The sequence below is a fragment of the Nocardia sp. NBC_01009 genome, from assembly GCF_045208035.1.
GTDB lineage: Bacteria > Actinomycetota > Actinomycetes > Mycobacteriales > Mycobacteriaceae > Nocardia.
Genome location: NZ_CP108695.1, coordinates 1,901,997 through 1,916,718, shown reverse-complemented (window position 1 = coordinate 1,916,718; position 14,722 = coordinate 1,901,997). Strand labels below are relative to the sequence as shown.

The window sequence follows — 14,722 nt, the reverse complement described above, 5'->3', positions numbered from 1 at the left end:
ACATGTGCGCAGCACCTACCCAGGGTCAGGCCATTCCGGCCGGAGTCGATGTGGAAAAGGAAACGGTCATCACCGGCCGTGTCCTGAGCACCGACGGCCAGCCCGTCGGCGGCGCGTTCGTGCGCCTGCTCGACGGCAACGGTGATTTCACCGCCGAGGTCGTTGCCTCGGGCACCGGTGACTTCCGGTTCTTCGCCGCTCCCGGCGCATGGACCGTGCGGGCACTCTCCTCGGCCGGCAACGGCTCCGCGGAGATCCGCCCCGACGGCGCGGGCATCCACCCGGTCGACGTCGCCGTCGCGAAGTAATAGCTGAGATCCGATCAGCGACCGTAAGTTGTCGACGGCCCCGGCGTTTCCCAGATTCCATCGGGAAGCTCCGGGGCCGTTGTGCTGGGCGGCGAGCAAGTCGTTAGACTCGAAACGTGGTCCTCTTCTTCGAGATTCTGCTGGTGGCCGTGGCCGTGCTTATCGGCTGGTTCGGCCTGTACGTTTTCTACCGGCTGTTCACCGAGTCATGAGCGAGCTCGCTAGCGAAGGTTCCGATCCGGCCGAGCGAGCGAGTGAACACATGAACGGCGCCGCTCCGGCCGAGCCGTCTCGCCGCAGCGGCGATCAAGCCGTGGCCGATGCGGTCGAACGCGCGAAAGCAACCGGTGCACGCAACATTCCGGTCCTCCCGGATCTGCCATTGCCGGAAGACACCGCGAACCTGCGACTCGGCCCGGATCTGAGTTCCTCGATGCTGGCGCTGCTGCCGATGGTCGGTGTGTGGCGCGGTGAAGGCGAGGGCAACTCCCCCGAGCGCGGCGACTACCGCTTCGGCCAGCAGATCATCGTCTCCCACGACGGCGGCGACTACCTGGCCTGGGACTCACGCTCCTGGTTCATCGAGTCCGACGGATCCTACGGCGGCCCAGACCTGCGTGAGAGCGGCTTCTGGCGCGTTGGCATCGACGGCGATGACGAGGTCATCGAACTGCTGCTCACCCACAGCACCGGCATCGTCGAACTCTTCTATGGCACCGCGCTGACCCAATCCTCCTGGGAACTGGCCACCGACGTCGTGATCCGCAGTCAATCCGGCATCGTCGTCGGCGGCGCCAAGCGGTTGTACGGCATCGTCGAGGGTGGCGACCTGGCCTACGTCGAGGAACGCGTCGTTGCCGACGGTCCCCTCGAACCCCGGCTCTCCGCCCGGCTCCAGCGGTACATCGGATAGTCGACCACCACACGCCACGCCCCGCACCTCGAATCACCATGAGGGCGGGGCGATCTGCTGCCTGGGGCAGGTACCGGGTGAACCACCGCACGACACAGGCCCCGCGGTCATCGCACGTGCGTCGTCACCGGAGACGGCACAGGCCCTGCGGTCATCACATGTGCGTCACCGGAGCAGGAGTCTCATCAGGGTCGGTGTGCAGATACCGATCACCGAGGATCACAGGTCACCAGAAGTTCGTCGGCGACCGTTTCCACCGCCAAGGTGAAACCGCTCACCTCCAGAACCGCGCCGCGCAGTCGTTCATCGTGCAGGCGCGACTCGGAGACCGCGGCGACCCGGCTTCCGACCAGCTGCGAGTACGGATATTCCGAACCGACATCGAAAGCCGTGTACTTCCCGGACTCCGCCACGTACTCGATGTACTCGGGCTCGGACACACCGGCGAACGGGTCACGCCACGCTGCCGGAACAACGCGCAGCTCCTCACCATCACTGCCGGCATCGAAGAGCAGCACGGTGCCTTCGTCGAACGTCAACTCGATCGGCCCCTCCGAACGGTCGACATCCTCGCCGTGCACATAGAACACGCGCCTGACCGCCGTGATGCGCCGACCGATCGCCGCAGCAAGACTTTCCGATGCCAACCCGGATACCCCTTCATAGAACCGACCGATGAACTGTATCGTTCCAGCCGTCCGTCGCGAGGAGCCTGCCCGTGTCGCAGCCGCGACCCGCCCTGCGCCCGAATCTGATCCGCCATCGAGGGACCGCGGGCATGGCTGCCACCCCAGCTTCAGCGCCTACGGCTGATTCTCAACCGCGGCGGTCGATTTCGGCCTGGTCGATGTCGATGGGAAAAGCCGTAGAAAAGGGAACGGCCCCCGAACCTTTCCTTGTGGATGCAACTCACACAAGGCCCGGTCGGACTGGACCGGGGGCTCGGGGGCCGGGTGACTGCGTTGGATTCGCTAGCGCTCGCGCGGGAATCCTGCAGCGGTGGCGCTAGCGCGCAGCCACCTCACGTGTCCTGGAAAAATACATTTCTCGAACCACCTCCTTCCTTGTGTAAGGACGAATTTAGCGAGGTGTCGGCGAGTCGGCAACGGAATTTATCGGTGGGCGGAAACCGCGGCTTCCGATGCCGAGAATATGGTGCTGACCTGGCCTGATGCGGAGACCCGCACGATCGCGTCGGCGCGGTGGTCCGGCGGGAGTTGATGTGTGACGACAACCACAATTCGATCGGGTTCGATCAGGCCGCTGTCGGCATCGAGCAGATCGCGCAACAGTTGGGCGCCCGCTTCGGCTTCCAGGTGTTCGGTCGGCTCGTCGAGCAACAGGACTCGAGCAGGCGCGATCAGGGCGCGAGCGAGCAGGATGCGCCGGCGTTGGCCACCGGAGACGGCGGCGGCACCGCCGACCAGATCGGTGTGCACGCCGTCATGGAGGGAGTCCAGCCAGTCGCCGAGACCGACCGCGCGCAAGGCCTGTTCGGCATTGGCCTCGGTCAGGTCGCCGCGCGCGACGCGCAGGTTCTCCAGGACCGAGGTGCCGAACAGGTGGGCGTCTTCGGCGAAGAAGGTGACACCGGGGTGCGGGGTATCGAAGAGCCCGGCCCAGAACATGAGCAGCGTCGTCTTGCCCGCACCACTCGGGCCGACAATGGCGATCCTGCGTCCGGCGGGGCGGTCGGGCATGTTGTCCGGCAACAGGTCCGGGGATGATCCGTGCCGTGTTCGGTCTGAGCCATCCGGACCGGCGGGTCGGCCGTCCACCACAAATTCTCGCGAAGAGCTGCGCCGCCGTCGGTCCTCGTGGCTCGTGTCAGCGGTGCGTCCTGCTGGCCAACGTGCTGGGAGCTCTTGGGTAGCAGGGTCCCCGCCCTCGGCCGGCAAGAGCCGGTGCAGAGCGGCACGAGCGGTGGTCAGCGCCTGCGCGGCGGCGGGCAGCGTGCCCACCGCCTCGAAGGCCGAGAGTGGCAGCAGCACAAGGATGGTGAGTGCCATCGGCGTCATCGCACCGGAACCGCCGCCGTTCGGCCCGTAGATCGCGATTCCGACCAGCAGCGCGCCGAGCACGCTCGCGCCGATCGAGAGCGGTGTCGCTGCGGCGGCCCACGCGCTGCGTGACGCCGCCGAATCCTCCGCTGCCACTGCACGCTGCCCCGCACTGTTCGCGGCCGCCAGCGCCGCAGCCAGACGGCCGGCAACGCGCAACTCGGCCGCGTGGTCCAGTACGGTGACCGCCTGCGCGGTGAACTCGGCGCGATCGGCCCGCACGGCCGTCTCTGCTTCGTGTGCGGCCAATGCCGACAACAAAGGCGCGACGATCCCCGAAACGGCCAGCGCCGCAGCCAGAATCACGGCCGCTGCCACCGAAATAGTCGCAAGCAGCCCGATCGCGGCCGCCGACACGAGGATCGCCACCACGATCGGCACGAAGACGCGCACGACCACCGCGCCCAGATCGTCGATATCGCCACCGATTCGAACCAGGAGATCCCCGCGACGCAACTGCGCGGCGCCGCTGGCACCCGACGCGGCCACGGCAACTCCGCGCCCCGACCCGCCGAACCTTCCCACCGCCGCAGCCCCACGCTCGAGATCGGCGTCGGGCTGACGAACTGCACCCCCGGACTCTCCGGAAACCGCGCCATCTGGACCGGCCTCCTCGGGCAGGGCCCGTCGCATCCAGACGTCGGAGTGTGCCAACGCCCGGTAGACGGTCGACCGCGCCGTGGTCATCGCGCGCAACGCGACATCATGTGTAGCAAGACGTTCCAGGTACCGGCAGAGCCCACGTGAAATTCCCAGCGCCCGCACCGAGACCACCGCAACGCTCAGATCGAGCACCGGCGGCATCTCCCAGGCCCGCGCGATCAACCACGCCGCCAACGCCGCCAACCCGAGTCCACTGCCCAACGCCGCAGTGCCCCACCCGATCGCCACCGCGATCCGCCACGGCGACAACGCGAGCAACCGCCACATCCGCCGCATATCGCCGACCATGCCCGCTACCACCTTCCCGCCCACTACCTCTGTGGTTGTGCTCATCGCGGCACCACCGTGCGGGGGTCGCGTGCTTCGGCGCGGACCCGGATGATGTGGTCGGCGGCGGCAAGGACGGTGGGGCGGTGGCCGATGACGATGACGGTGGCTCCGGCACGGGCGCGTTGTTTCAGGGCTGCCAGCACGGCGGCCTCGCTGTCGGGGTCGAGGTGGGCGGTCGGTTCGTCGAGGAGCAGTATCGGTCGGTCGGCGGCGAGGACTCTGGTGAGGGCCAAGCGTTGGCGTTGCCCCAGGGAGAGCCCGACACCGCCGGCGCCGACGACCGTGTCCCAGCCGCGGGGCAGGTCGGCGAGAACTGCATCGAATCCGGTTGCTAGGCAGGCGGCTTCGAGCTCGTCGACGACTCGCGCTGCGCCCTGTGCCGACTTGTCCGGCACGTGGGCGCCGAGCAGTTCGAGATTTTCGCGCAGGGTTCCCGGCACCAGGACGGGGCGCTGCGGCAACCAGGCCACCCGACCCCACCAGGCGTCCGCATCGAGGTCGCGGACGTCGGTTCCGTCGACCGTCACCGATCCCCGATCCGGCGTGATCAGCCCCAGGATCGCCTGCAAGGTGGTGGATTTCCCGCTCCCATTGGGACCGGCCAGCACGGTGACCGCAGCGGGGCGCAGCACCGCCGAAAGGCCGGCCGGTGCGAAACCGTCCCTGGCGCGGACCGCGAGATCACGCACCGCGATGACGCCACCGAAGGCCGCGCCTGCCCGGTGGGACGAGCGACGGTGATCGACCTCGTCGGACGCGCCGACCGGACCGACGCCGGCCGAACCGGGCATCCCCGGCTCAGCAGCCGCCGATTCCGGCTCCAGAACGGCAAAAGCCTTGTCGGCAGCCGCCATTCCGTCCTGGGCGGCGTGGAAACGCTCGCCGACCATCCGCAGCGGCAAGTAGACCTCGGGGGCCAGGATCAGCGCCACCAATCCGGCGTACAGGCTCATCTCGCCGTACACGAGCCGCAGGCCGATGGAGACCGCGATCAGCGCGACGCTCAAAGCCGCGAGCAGCTCCAGCACCATCGACGACAGAAACGCGATTCGCAGTGCGCGCATGGTGCGCTGCCGCAACGCATCTCCGAGCTCGCGCACGCGATGTTCCATCGAGCCGGCCCGCTGGACCCGATTGCTCGCGCCGAGACCCGCATCCTGGTCGGGTCGCACTCGCGTCCGACCCGAAGTGGTGCTGGATTCGACCGCACCGCCCTCCCGCCCGAGCGCCCGCAACGTCGGCATACCGGCGAACAAGTCCAAGAGCTGATCCGAGAGGCGGGTGGTCGCGGCGAGGGTGGCTTCGGCACGGCCCTGGGTGAGCAGGCCGATGAGGATCATGAAAACCGGGATCAGCGGGAGCGTCACCAGGGCGATACCGCCGGAGATCGGGTCGTGCACGGCGATGACCACCAGCACGATCGGCGGCACCAGGCAGGCGAGCAGCAGGGCGGGCAGGTAGCCGGTGAGGTAGGCGCGCAAGCCGGCGAGGCCGGTGCCGACAACGACCGCGAGTTCGGTTCGGCGGGTTTCGAGTTCGCGTGGCGCCATGCGGGCGCCTGCGGCCAGGACGGCGGTCTCCAGCTCGGTCACCACCGTGGCGCCTGCGCGGTGCGCCAGGCGTGATTGCACCCAGGTGGCCACAACCCGAACGGTGATGGCGCAGGCCAGGACAACAAGTTCGGTCATCCACCCGCCGAGGGTGCGCTGGCCGGGGTCGGTGATGACTCCGGCCAGCACACGAGCCAACGCGACCGCGGCAACCACGATGGCGATCGTGATCACCAGCGACAGCGCCACGCTCAGCGCCAGATAGCGGCGGGCCGAACGGGCGTGCCGCCACAGGCGCGGATCGACGGGCGGGCGGGCCATGGAATCAGTCCTTGCTCGAATCCTGGGGGACGGCCGTTTCCACCGGCAGTGCCGATTGCAGCGGCAGCCCGATGGGCGGTGGGATCTGTTCGACGGTGATGCGCTTGCGGAACACCCAGTACGTCCAGCCCTGGTAGGCCAGCACAACCGGAGTGACGATCACCGCGGCCCAGCTCATCACCTTCAGTGTGTACGGCGTGGACGACGCGTTGTCGATGGTGAGGTCGAACAGGTCGCTGATGGTGGAGGGCAACACATTCGGGTACAGCGACCCGAACAACAGCACCGTCGCGGCGGCGACGGTGAGCGTGGTGCCGGTGAAACCCCACCCGTCCCGATGGGCGAACGAAGCCGCGCCGGCGATCAGGAGCCCGATCACCGCGAGCACCAACGGAATCCAGGTCCAGCCGGTGCCGTAGGCGAGCTGGGTCCACACTCCGAAGGCACCGACGACGACAGCCGTCGGCACGAGCAGCAGCCGCACCGTCCGCACCGCGTCGTCGCGCACTTCGCCGCCGGTCTTCAACACCAGGAAGACCGCACCGTGCAGCGCGAACAGCAGCCCGGTCGCGAGCCCACCGAGCAGTGCGTACGGTCCGAGCAGCTCCCACACCGAGCCGGTGATCTGCTTCTTCTCGTTCAGCGGTACTCCGCGCACCACATTGGCGAACACCCAGCCCCAGGCCAAAGCCGGTATCCAGGAGCCGATACCGATGCCGATGTCGCAGCGGGCCCGCCACTTCGGGTCGTCGATCTTGCTCCGGTACTCGATGGCGCAGATCCGCAGGATCAGCGCGACGAGCACCAGCAGCAGCGCGAGGTAGAAGCCGGCAAACAGACTCGCGTACCACTCGGGGAAGGCCGCGAACATCGCACCGGCCGCCGTGATCAACCAGACTTCGTTGCCGTCCCACACCGGGCCGATGGTGTTGAGCACCACGCGCCTGCGCGCGTCGCTGCCCTTGCCGAGGATCGGCATCAGCATGCCCACCCCGAAGTCGAAGCCCTCCAGCACGAAGTAGCCGGTGAACAGGACGCCGATCAGAATGAACCAGAACTCTTGCAAACTCATCGTCGGCTCCTCAGTACGCGAAGGAAAGCTGTTCGACGGCAGGCTCTGCGGCGCGATGGCGGCCGACAGGACCATCCGTATCGTCCGGTCCGCCGCCGGGCGGGCCGACGGTCGGCTGCTCGGGTCCGGCGATCACATAGCGGCGCATGAGGTAGAACCACACCACCGCGAGCGCACCGTAGAGCAGCGTGAAGACCACCAGCGAGGTGATCACCGTGCCTGCGACATGGTCGGAGACGCCCTGCTGCACCATCAGCCGCAGCTGTGGATCGCCGGTCGGGTTCGGCGCGACAACCCAGGGCTGGCGGCCCATTTCGGTGAACACCCAGCCCGCGGCGTTGGCCAGGAACGGTGTCGGGATGGCGAGCAGGCACAGCCACGAGTACCAGCGCTGATCCGCGACGCGACCGCGGCGGGTCAGCCACATGCCGACCAGCCAGAGCCCGATCGCACCGGCGGACAGGCCGATCATGGCGCGGAAGGACCAGTAGGTGACGAACAGGTTGGGCCGGTAGTCGCCGGGCCCGAACTTCTCGTTGTAGGCCTTTTGCAGGTCGACGACGCCGTCCAGGGTGACGTCTTCGAACTTGCCCTCGGCCAGATACGGCAGCACATAGGGCACGTCGAGCACGTGCGTGACGCTGTCGCAGTTGTTGTGCGTGCCGACCGTAAGGATCGAGAAGTCCGGATCGGTTGCGGTGTGGCACAACGACTCCGCCGACGCCATTTTCATCGGTTGCTGTTCGAACATCAGCTTGCCCTGGATGTCACCGGTGAAGAAGATCGCGATGCCGGACACCACGATCACCCACATGCCCGCACGCCCCGCCGAGCGCCACATGCCCCGCGCCTCGGCGACTTTCGTCTCGTCGCCGCTGCGCGCATTCCGAACCATCCACCAGCCGGAGATGCCTGCGATGAAGGTGCCTGCGGTGAGGAAGGCGCCCGCGACGACGTGCGGGAAGGCCGCGAGGGTGGTGTTGTTGGTCAGCACCTCCCAGATGCTGGTGAGCTCGGCGCGGCCGCGTTCGGCGTTGTACCTCGCGCCGACCGGGTGCTGCATGAACGAGTTGGCCGCGACGATGAAGTACGCGGAGGCATTCACACCGATGGCGACCAGCCAGATGGTGGCCAGGTGCAGCTTTTTGGGCAGCCGCGTCCAGCCGAAGATCCACAGGCCGAGAAATGTCGACTCCAGGAAGAACGCGACAAGCGCCTCCAGCGCCAGCGGGGCACCGAACACATCGCCGACGAAGCGGGAGTACTCGCTCCAGTTCATGCCGAACTGGAACTCCTGCACGATGCCGGTGGCAACGCCCAGCGCGAAGTTGATCAGGAACAGCTTCCCGAAGAACTTCGTCAGCCGGTACCAGTGCTCCTTGCCGGTCACCACCCATGCGGTCTGCATACCCGCGACGAGCGGGGCGAGGCCGATCGTCAGCGGGACGAAAATGAAGTGATAAACGGTCGTGATGCCGAACTGCCAGCGCGAGATGTCCAAGACGCTCATTCGACCTCCAGCCGATCTACGACATGTCGTAGTAAAGGCTACGCCGGAGGCTTGCCCGATCAAGAAGACTTAACGCGCGACACACCGTGCTGTCGGGCTCAGGACGGCCATTTCCCGAGCTCGCCAACAACTCCTACATGTCGTCGTAGGACGAAGATCACGGGATAGGGCGTCCCGAGGCACTCACCAATCCCCGATCGCACCGGCCCTGCCGACGCCTCGATCGACCAGCTCGACGATCTCCCCGGCATTGTCCGGCGCCATCATGCGCAGACCGTCCAACGCGTTGACCCGCGCGGCCAGCGTGATGCTCGACAGCATCCAGATGCTGTCGCAGGTGAGCAGATCGGCAGTGAACAGCGACTTGTATTCACATTTCCAGCCCGCCTTCTCCGCTTCGGCGAACAGCGCCCGCTGGGTGACGCCGGGCAGGATGCCGTTCTTGGCAGGCGGAGTGATCAACTGCTTGTCGCGGGCGATCACCACTGTCGAACGCGGACCCTCCAGCACCCGGTTCTCGGTGCTCGTGAAGATCACGTCGTCGGAGCCCATCCGGTGTGCGAACCGCAGCGCCGCCATGTTGGAGGCGTACGACAGCGTCTTCGCGCCGAGCAGCTGCCACGGCGCGGCCTGCGCCAGATCCACCGAGATACCGCGTGAGAGCGTCACCACCGAAACACCATCGGTCCTGGCCTGCTGCACCCGCTCCGGCACCGGCAGCACCAGCACGTAGCAAGTCGGCACCGGCACCGCGGCAGCGAGATCACCGGAGGTGACCGAGGACTTGGCGCCGGAAAGTTCGGTATCGCGACCCCGCGTGAACACCAGCCGCATCAGGCCCTCGCGTTCGGTGCCCCATTCCTTCGCAGCCTGCTCGACCGCCTCGCGCCACCGCCCCAATTCGGGCTCCGGCAAGTCCAGCGCCTGCGCCGAACGACGCAGTCTGCCTAGATGAAACTCGATCGCACAAGGATTGCCGGCACGCACCAGCACCGTCTCGAAAACACCGTCACCACGAAGCACGCCGATATCGTCGGCAAATAACAACGGCGCGTCCGGATCCCGGACCGCGCCATCGAGTGTTACCAGAACTCGATCTACCATGCGAGGAAGCGTAGGCCCTGTTCGCCGGCCGCGCCTACGTCACGGCAAATGTTTCGCGGCCATTCCGGTTGGTATCGGACCGAGCGCGACTTGTGCGGCGAAGTTTCCTGTGCCGCTCCCCGATCGGACACCCGCCGGTAGCCCGACTACGGCACGCCGCTCGGCACCCGCCTAGAGTGGTTGGCGTGTCCGTGGTCGTTGTACCGAGCCCCATCCTTGTTGTCCCGGGCGCCGTCGCGGGAGCACCCGGTTCGCCGGATGCCGCCGTCGCATGGCATTACGGTGATCCCCTCGGGGAGCAACGCGCAGCCGTGGAACGGGTGGCGATCGTCGATCGGTCACACCGATTCGTGCTGAGCATCACCGGCGCCGAACGGTTGACCTGGCTACACACCATCAGCAGCCAGCACATCGCGAACCTGGGCGACCGGAAGTCGGCGGAGAATCTGGATCTCGATCTCAACGGCCGAGTGCTCCACCACTTCGTGCTCACCGATCTGGACGGCACGCTGTGGATCGACACCGAGGCCGACCGCGGAACCGCGCTCCTCGATTTCCTGAAGAAAATGGTCTTCTGGGCCGACGCCAAGCCGGAAGCCGCCGATTACGCGGTGCTGAGCCTGCTCGGTCCGCAGGCCAGCCGGCTGACCGAGGCGCTCGGCCTGACCGAGCCGCTGCCCGACGCCTACGATGCGGTGCCGCTGCCCGGCGGCGGCTTCGTGCGCCGGATGCCGTGGCCGACCGGCGATTCCTTCGATCTGGTGATTCCGCGTGCGCAGCTCGACGATCTGTGGACCCGATTGAGCACCGCGGGCGCGGAACCCGCCGGCATGTGGACCTTCGAGGCGCTGCGTGTTGCGGCACTGCGCCCGCGCGTCGGGCTGGACACCGATGAGCGGACTATCCCGCACGAGGTGCACTGGATCGGCGGGATCGACGAGCACGGCGCGGTCCACCTGAACAAGGGCTGCTACCGCGGGCAGGAAACCGTCGCCCGAGTGCACAACCTCGGCAAACCGCCGCGCCACCTGGTGCTGCTGCACCTCGACGGCTCCGCCGACGACCGTCCTGCCGTCGGCGACGACGTCACCGCGGGCGGTCGCGCGGTCGGCCGCGTCGGCACCATCATCGACCACTACGAACTCGGCCCGATCGCTCTTGCCCTGATCAAGCGCACCATCCCGGCCGATACCGCACTGACGGCCGGACCGTGTGCCGCCGCGATCGATCCGGATTCGGTGCCCGCCGATGACGCACCCCAAGCGGGCAGGCTCGCGGTCGACCGGCTACGCGGGCGCTGAGCTGGTTCGGCTGTGGTGACGAAAGGTCCATCCGCCGCGGGCGTGACAAACAAAACACAGAGGGGCAGGCTCGATGCAACCCGATGACTCTGCCCGCGTGCTCGCGGTCTGTGTCGTGCATGCCGAACTCCAGGTGCCGGGCCGGGTCGGCAAGACCGCGATCGACAAGCGGCCCCAGCCCGGTCGGGTGACGGTGCGGTCGCTCGGCCTCGACGGCGATCACGTATGCGACATCAAGAATCACGGCGGTACCCATCAGGCCGTCTACGCATATGCCCAGGCCGACGCCGAACGCTGGGCCGCGGAGCTCGGCCGCGACCTGCCGGCAGGCTGGTTCGGTGAGAACCTGCGGATCTCCGGACTCGCGGTCAGTGACGCGGTGATCGGCGCCCGCTGGTCGATCGGCGACACACTGCTCGAGGTGAGCGCACCGCGCGTGCCATGCGCCACCTTCCAGCACTGGAGCAACGAGGCACAGTGGGTCCGGCGCTTCACCCTGCAGAGCGATACCGGCGCCTACCTGCGGGTACTGACCGAGGGCAGCATCGGCGCCTGCGACGAAGTGCGGGTGGTGCACGTCCCCGAGCACGGCGTGACCGTCCGTGATCTCTTCACCGGCAAAGACATGGACCGGCTCGCGATGCTGCTCGAGGCCGAACCGTCGATCTCCGACGACGTGCGAATGCAGATCGAGCGACACGCACGCCGCCATGCGAACGAACAACGCGCCCAACAACAGCGCGCCGACGAACTCGCGACAGGAGCCCAACTGTGATCGAGCGCAGTGAAACCGAGGACACGACGCAACCGATCTTCGGCGAGGTGCTGTCATGAGCGTCGAGCTGGTCGAAGTCGTCCGTTCCGGTTTCCGCGAATGCGTGCATCGCGGCTCGGCGGTCATCCTCGGCGCCGACGGTGAGCCGACCCTCGCGCTCGGCGAGGTGCACCTGCCGATCTTCCCGCGCTCGACCAACAAACCGATGCAGGCGATCACTCTGCTGCGCAACGGCTTCGAACCGCTCGACGACGCGGAGCTGGCCATCGCGACGGCCTCGCATTACGGCGAGCCCGATCATGTCGCGCTGGTGCGCAGGCTGCTCGACCGGTTCGGGTTCGACGAGAAGGCCCTCGCGTGCCCGCCCGACCTGCCGTCGGGCGAGCAAGCGCGGGCCGCGGCGCTCGCCGGATCCGTCGAGCCGAGCCCCGTTTTCATGAACTGCTCCGGCAAGCACGCGGCGATGCTCGCCACCTGCGCCGTCAACGGCTGGCCGACCACGGGCTACCTCGACGAGGCGCACCCGCTGCAGCAGTCGGTGATCGCCACCATCACCGACCTCACCGGGGAACCGGAGACCGATCTCGGTATCGATGGCTGTGGGCTGCCCATCATTCCGGTCTCGTTGGTCAACCTCGCGCGCGCCTTCGCGACCATGGCGACGGCCGATCCCGAGGCGCCGGAACGGCGCGTCGCCGACGCGATTCGCGCCCATCCGCGAGTGATTTCCGGCACGAACGCGCCCGATTTATTGACTATGCAGGCGACCCCCGGCCTGGTCTGCAAGATCGGCGCCGATGGGGTGCATGCCGGTGCGCTACCGGACGGAACGGCCTTCGCGTACAAGATCGATGACGGCCACGATCGGGCTCGCATCCCCTTGACGCTGGCCATTCTGCACCGAATGGGCGTCGAGTGGACCGACGCGCATGCCGAGCTCGCGGCGCCCGCGGTGCTCGGCGGCGGCGCTCGGGTCGGCGTCATCCGTGCCATCCCCGGGGTGGTGTAGGCCCGAGCGCCGAGGGCGACAACCGGGCAAACGGCACCACTCGACGAGTTCTTCACCCACTCATGGAAGCGAGACTGCCTGACACACGCTAAAGTGTCTGTCAGGAAGATATCAATTCGAACGGGGCCGCCAAACCACCCCAGGCCGCCCCGCAGTGACGCGAGGGGGTCAGCCATGGGCCGTGGCCGGGCTAAGGCAAAGCAGACCAAGGTCGCACGCGAGCTGAAGTACAGCTCTCCGTCGACCGACTTCACGAGCCTTCAGCGCGAGTTGGCGGGTAGCAGTGCTCCCCACACCGCGCAGCGCAGTGATGTGATCTCCGACGAGCACGATGTCGACGAATCGCGGTCCCGCTGGGACAGCGACGATAACTACGACGACTGGCGCCGCTGACACACGTCTACGTATGAGGGGGAGGCCAGGGCCTCCCCCGCTTTCATGCGTCGATTGACCCTGTGTTGGCGGACGCGAACATCTAGGCCTGCAACACAATCACCTGCATACGACAACAGAGTCCCGCATCATCCGATGTGGGACTCTGTTGTGCGTTCGATGGTGTCCGACCGCGGCGGTCAGAACCTCGGGTGCTCACCGACCAGGACCGCGCGCAACGCGTCCGCATCCTTGGCCTTCTTGACGGTGCCGAGGGTCCAGCATTCGATGTGCCGCGCGGTCAGCACCGCAAGCGCCCGGTCGACATCCTCCGGCGCAACGACGGCAACCATGCCGACGCCCATGTTGAAGGTCTTCTCCATCTCGACCCGCTCGACCCGCCCGCGCTGGGCGATCATCTTGAAGACCGGCGCGGGATTCCAGGTGCCGCGATCGAGCTCGGCGACCAGACCCGCGGGCAGCACCCGGCCCAGATTGGCGGCCAGACCGCCACCGGTGACATGCGCGAAGGTGCGCACATCGGTTTCGGCGATGAGCGCAAGGCAGTCCTTGGCGTAGATCCTGGTCGGCTCGAGCAGCTCCTCGCCCAGTGTGCGACCGAACTCCTCGACGTGCCCGGTCAGCGACATCCTGCTGATGTCGAGCAGCACCTTGCGGGCCAGGCTGTAACCGTTGGAGTGCAGGCCCGACGCGCCCATCGCGATCACCACGTCGCCGGGACGCACTCGATCCGGGCCGAGCACCGCGTCGGCCTCGACCACGCCGACACCGGTCGCCGACAGGTCGTAGTCGTCGGGATCCATCAGGCCGGGGTGCTCGGCGGTCTCGCCGCCCAGCAACGCGCAGCCTGCCTGCACGCAGCCCTCGGCGATGCCGGAGACCAGTTCGGCGACCCGCTCCGGCACCACCTTGCCGACGGCGATGTAGTCCTGCAGGAACAGCGGCTCGGCGCCGCACACCACCAGATCGTCGACGACCATGGCGACCAGGTCGAGCCCGACGGTGTCGTGCTTGTCCATGGCCTGCGCGACGGCGATCTTGGTGCCGACGCCGTCGGTCGAGGCGGCGAGCAGTGGCTCGCGGTAGCCACCCTTCAGTGCGAACAGTCCGGCGAATCCGCCGAGGCCACCCTGGACTTCGGGACGGCTGGCCTTCTTCGCCAATGGTCCGAACAACTCGACGGCGCGGTCACCGGCCTCGATGTCCACGCCCGCTGCGGCGTAGGAGGCACCGGCGCCACTAGGTGTCTGTTCAGTCATTTTCGGGGAAAGCTCCAAACCGAATCGGCGGATAGATGCCTGATCACGCTACCGGAGCCAGATAACGAGCACACAGCGCTCCCCCGCCTCTCCGCGACTTTCGCCGGTGGTAACTGCCACGACAGCTTCCGCGCGGACCGGCGGTCCCGTGTCG

Annotated in this window: 13 protein-coding genes; 6 read left to right on the top strand and 7 right to left on the bottom strand. The window is 67.4% G+C overall.

Annotated features, from left to right (window positions below):
• Positions 1-2 precede the first annotated feature (2 nt).
• Both OHA42_RS08440 and OHA42_RS08435 read left to right on the top strand, forming a co-directional pair.
• Positions 3-308, top strand: a complete 306-nt coding sequence (locus tag OHA42_RS08440) for a DUF1416 domain-containing protein (protein ID WP_014981486.1) — start codon at positions 3-5, stop codon at positions 306-308.
• A 208-nt stretch (positions 309-516) separates the two neighbouring features.
• Positions 517-1,221, top strand: coding sequence for an FABP family protein (locus tag OHA42_RS08435; protein WP_406235938.1), 705 nt, complete (start codon positions 517-519; stop codon positions 1,219-1,221).
• A gap of 209 nt (positions 1,222-1,430) precedes the next feature.
• On the opposite strand, the gene OHA42_RS08430 is transcribed toward OHA42_RS08435, so the two are convergent.
• The 6 genes from OHA42_RS08430 to OHA42_RS08405 form a co-directional block, all read right to left on the bottom strand.
• Positions 1,431-1,868, bottom strand: a complete 438-nt coding sequence (locus OHA42_RS08430) for a hypothetical protein (RefSeq protein ID WP_406235936.1) — start codon at positions 1,866-1,868, stop codon at positions 1,431-1,433.
• Positions 1,869-2,333: 465 nt separating this feature from the next.
• Positions 2,334-4,232 carry a thiol reductant ABC exporter subunit CydC gene (gene cydC / locus OHA42_RS08425; protein ID WP_406239220.1) on the bottom strand — a complete coding sequence of 633 codons (1,899 nt, stop codon included), beginning with the start codon at positions 4,230-4,232 and terminating at the stop codon, positions 2,334-2,336.
• A gap of 41 nt (positions 4,233-4,273) precedes the next feature.
• Entirely contained in the window at positions 4,274-6,145 is a 1,872-nt protein-coding gene (locus OHA42_RS08420) for an ABC transporter ATP-binding protein/permease (RefSeq protein ID WP_406235934.1), read from the bottom strand.
• Between the two features lie 4 nt (positions 6,146-6,149).
• Positions 6,150-7,217 (bottom strand): cytochrome d ubiquinol oxidase subunit II, encoded by a 1,068-nt coding sequence (cydB, locus tag OHA42_RS08415; RefSeq protein ID WP_406235932.1) that lies wholly within the window; start codon positions 7,215-7,217, stop codon positions 6,150-6,152.
• Between the two features lie 10 nt (positions 7,218-7,227).
• A complete protein-coding gene (locus tag OHA42_RS08410) occupies positions 7,228-8,727 on the bottom strand; it encodes a cytochrome ubiquinol oxidase subunit I (RefSeq protein WP_406235930.1) in 1,500 nt (499 codons plus the stop codon).
• A gap of 183 nt (positions 8,728-8,910) precedes the next feature.
• On the bottom strand, positions 8,911-9,831 hold the full coding sequence (locus OHA42_RS08405; RefSeq protein ID WP_406235928.1) for an aminodeoxychorismate lyase: 921 nt from the start codon (positions 9,829-9,831) through the stop codon (positions 8,911-8,913).
• 185 nt (positions 9,832-10,016) lie between these two features.
• On the opposite strand from OHA42_RS08405, the gene OHA42_RS08400 reads away from it, so the two are divergent.
• From OHA42_RS08400 to OHA42_RS08385, 4 genes are all read left to right on the top strand, one after another.
• The gene (locus tag OHA42_RS08400; protein WP_406235925.1) at positions 10,017-11,132 is read left to right on the top strand and encodes a YgfZ/GcvT domain-containing protein; all 1,116 of its coding nucleotides are present in this window, start codon (positions 10,017-10,019) and stop codon (positions 11,130-11,132) included.
• A gap of 73 nt (positions 11,133-11,205) precedes the next feature.
• Complete coding sequence (locus tag OHA42_RS08395) at positions 11,206-11,907, top strand: MOSC domain-containing protein (protein ID WP_406235922.1); 702 nt, start codon at positions 11,206-11,208, stop codon at positions 11,905-11,907.
• Positions 11,908-11,962: 55 nt separating this feature from the next.
• Positions 11,963-12,916 carry an asparaginase gene (locus OHA42_RS08390; protein ID WP_406235920.1) on the top strand — a complete coding sequence of 318 codons (954 nt, stop codon included), beginning with the start codon at positions 11,963-11,965 and terminating at the stop codon, positions 12,914-12,916.
• A 174-nt stretch (positions 12,917-13,090) separates the two neighbouring features.
• The gene (locus tag OHA42_RS08385; RefSeq protein ID WP_328408793.1) at positions 13,091-13,309 is read left to right on the top strand and encodes a DUF3073 domain-containing protein; all 219 of its coding nucleotides are present in this window, start codon (positions 13,091-13,093) and stop codon (positions 13,307-13,309) included.
• Between the two features lie 179 nt (positions 13,310-13,488).
• On the opposite strand, the gene purM is transcribed toward OHA42_RS08385, so the two are convergent.
• Positions 13,489-14,568 (bottom strand): phosphoribosylformylglycinamidine cyclo-ligase, encoded by a 1,080-nt coding sequence (gene purM, locus OHA42_RS08380; RefSeq protein WP_328408791.1) that lies wholly within the window; start codon positions 14,566-14,568, stop codon positions 13,489-13,491.
• Positions 14,569-14,722 lie beyond the last annotated feature (154 nt).

What these genes read in the sequence shown, in the direction of transcription:
- OHA42_RS08440 (WP_014981486.1), top strand. Translation starts at nt 3, where the DNA reads ATGTGCGCAGCACCTACCCAGGGTCAGGCCATTCCGGCCGGAGTCGAT.
- OHA42_RS08435 (WP_406235938.1), top strand. Translation starts at nt 517, where the DNA reads ATGAGCGAGCTCGCTAGCGAAGGTTCCGATCCGGCCGAGCGAGCGAGT.
- cydC (WP_406239220.1), bottom strand. Translation starts at nt 4,232, where the DNA reads ATGGTCGGCGATATGCGGCGGATGTGGCGGTTGCTCGCGTTGTCGCCG.
- OHA42_RS08420 (WP_406235934.1), bottom strand. Translation starts at nt 6,145, where the DNA reads ATGGCCCGCCCGCCCGTCGATCCGCGCCTGTGGCGGCACGCCCGTTCG.
- cydB (WP_406235932.1), bottom strand. Translation starts at nt 7,217, where the DNA reads ATGAGTTTGCAAGAGTTCTGGTTCATTCTGATCGGCGTCCTGTTCACC.
- OHA42_RS08410 (WP_406235930.1), bottom strand. Translation starts at nt 8,727, where the DNA reads ATGAGCGTCTTGGACATCTCGCGCTGGCAGTTCGGCATCACGACCGTT.
- OHA42_RS08405 (WP_406235928.1), bottom strand. Translation starts at nt 9,831, where the DNA reads ATGGTAGATCGAGTTCTGGTAACACTCGATGGCGCGGTCCGGGATCCG.
- OHA42_RS08395 (WP_406235922.1), top strand. Translation starts at nt 11,206, where the DNA reads ATGCAACCCGATGACTCTGCCCGCGTGCTCGCGGTCTGTGTCGTGCAT.
- OHA42_RS08390 (WP_406235920.1), top strand. Translation starts at nt 11,963, where the DNA reads ATGAGCGTCGAGCTGGTCGAAGTCGTCCGTTCCGGTTTCCGCGAATGC.
- OHA42_RS08385 (WP_328408793.1), top strand. Translation starts at nt 13,091, where the DNA reads ATGGGCCGTGGCCGGGCTAAGGCAAAGCAGACCAAGGTCGCACGCGAG.
- purM (WP_328408791.1), bottom strand. Translation starts at nt 14,568, where the DNA reads ATGACTGAACAGACACCTAGTGGCGCCGGTGCCTCCTACGCCGCAGCG.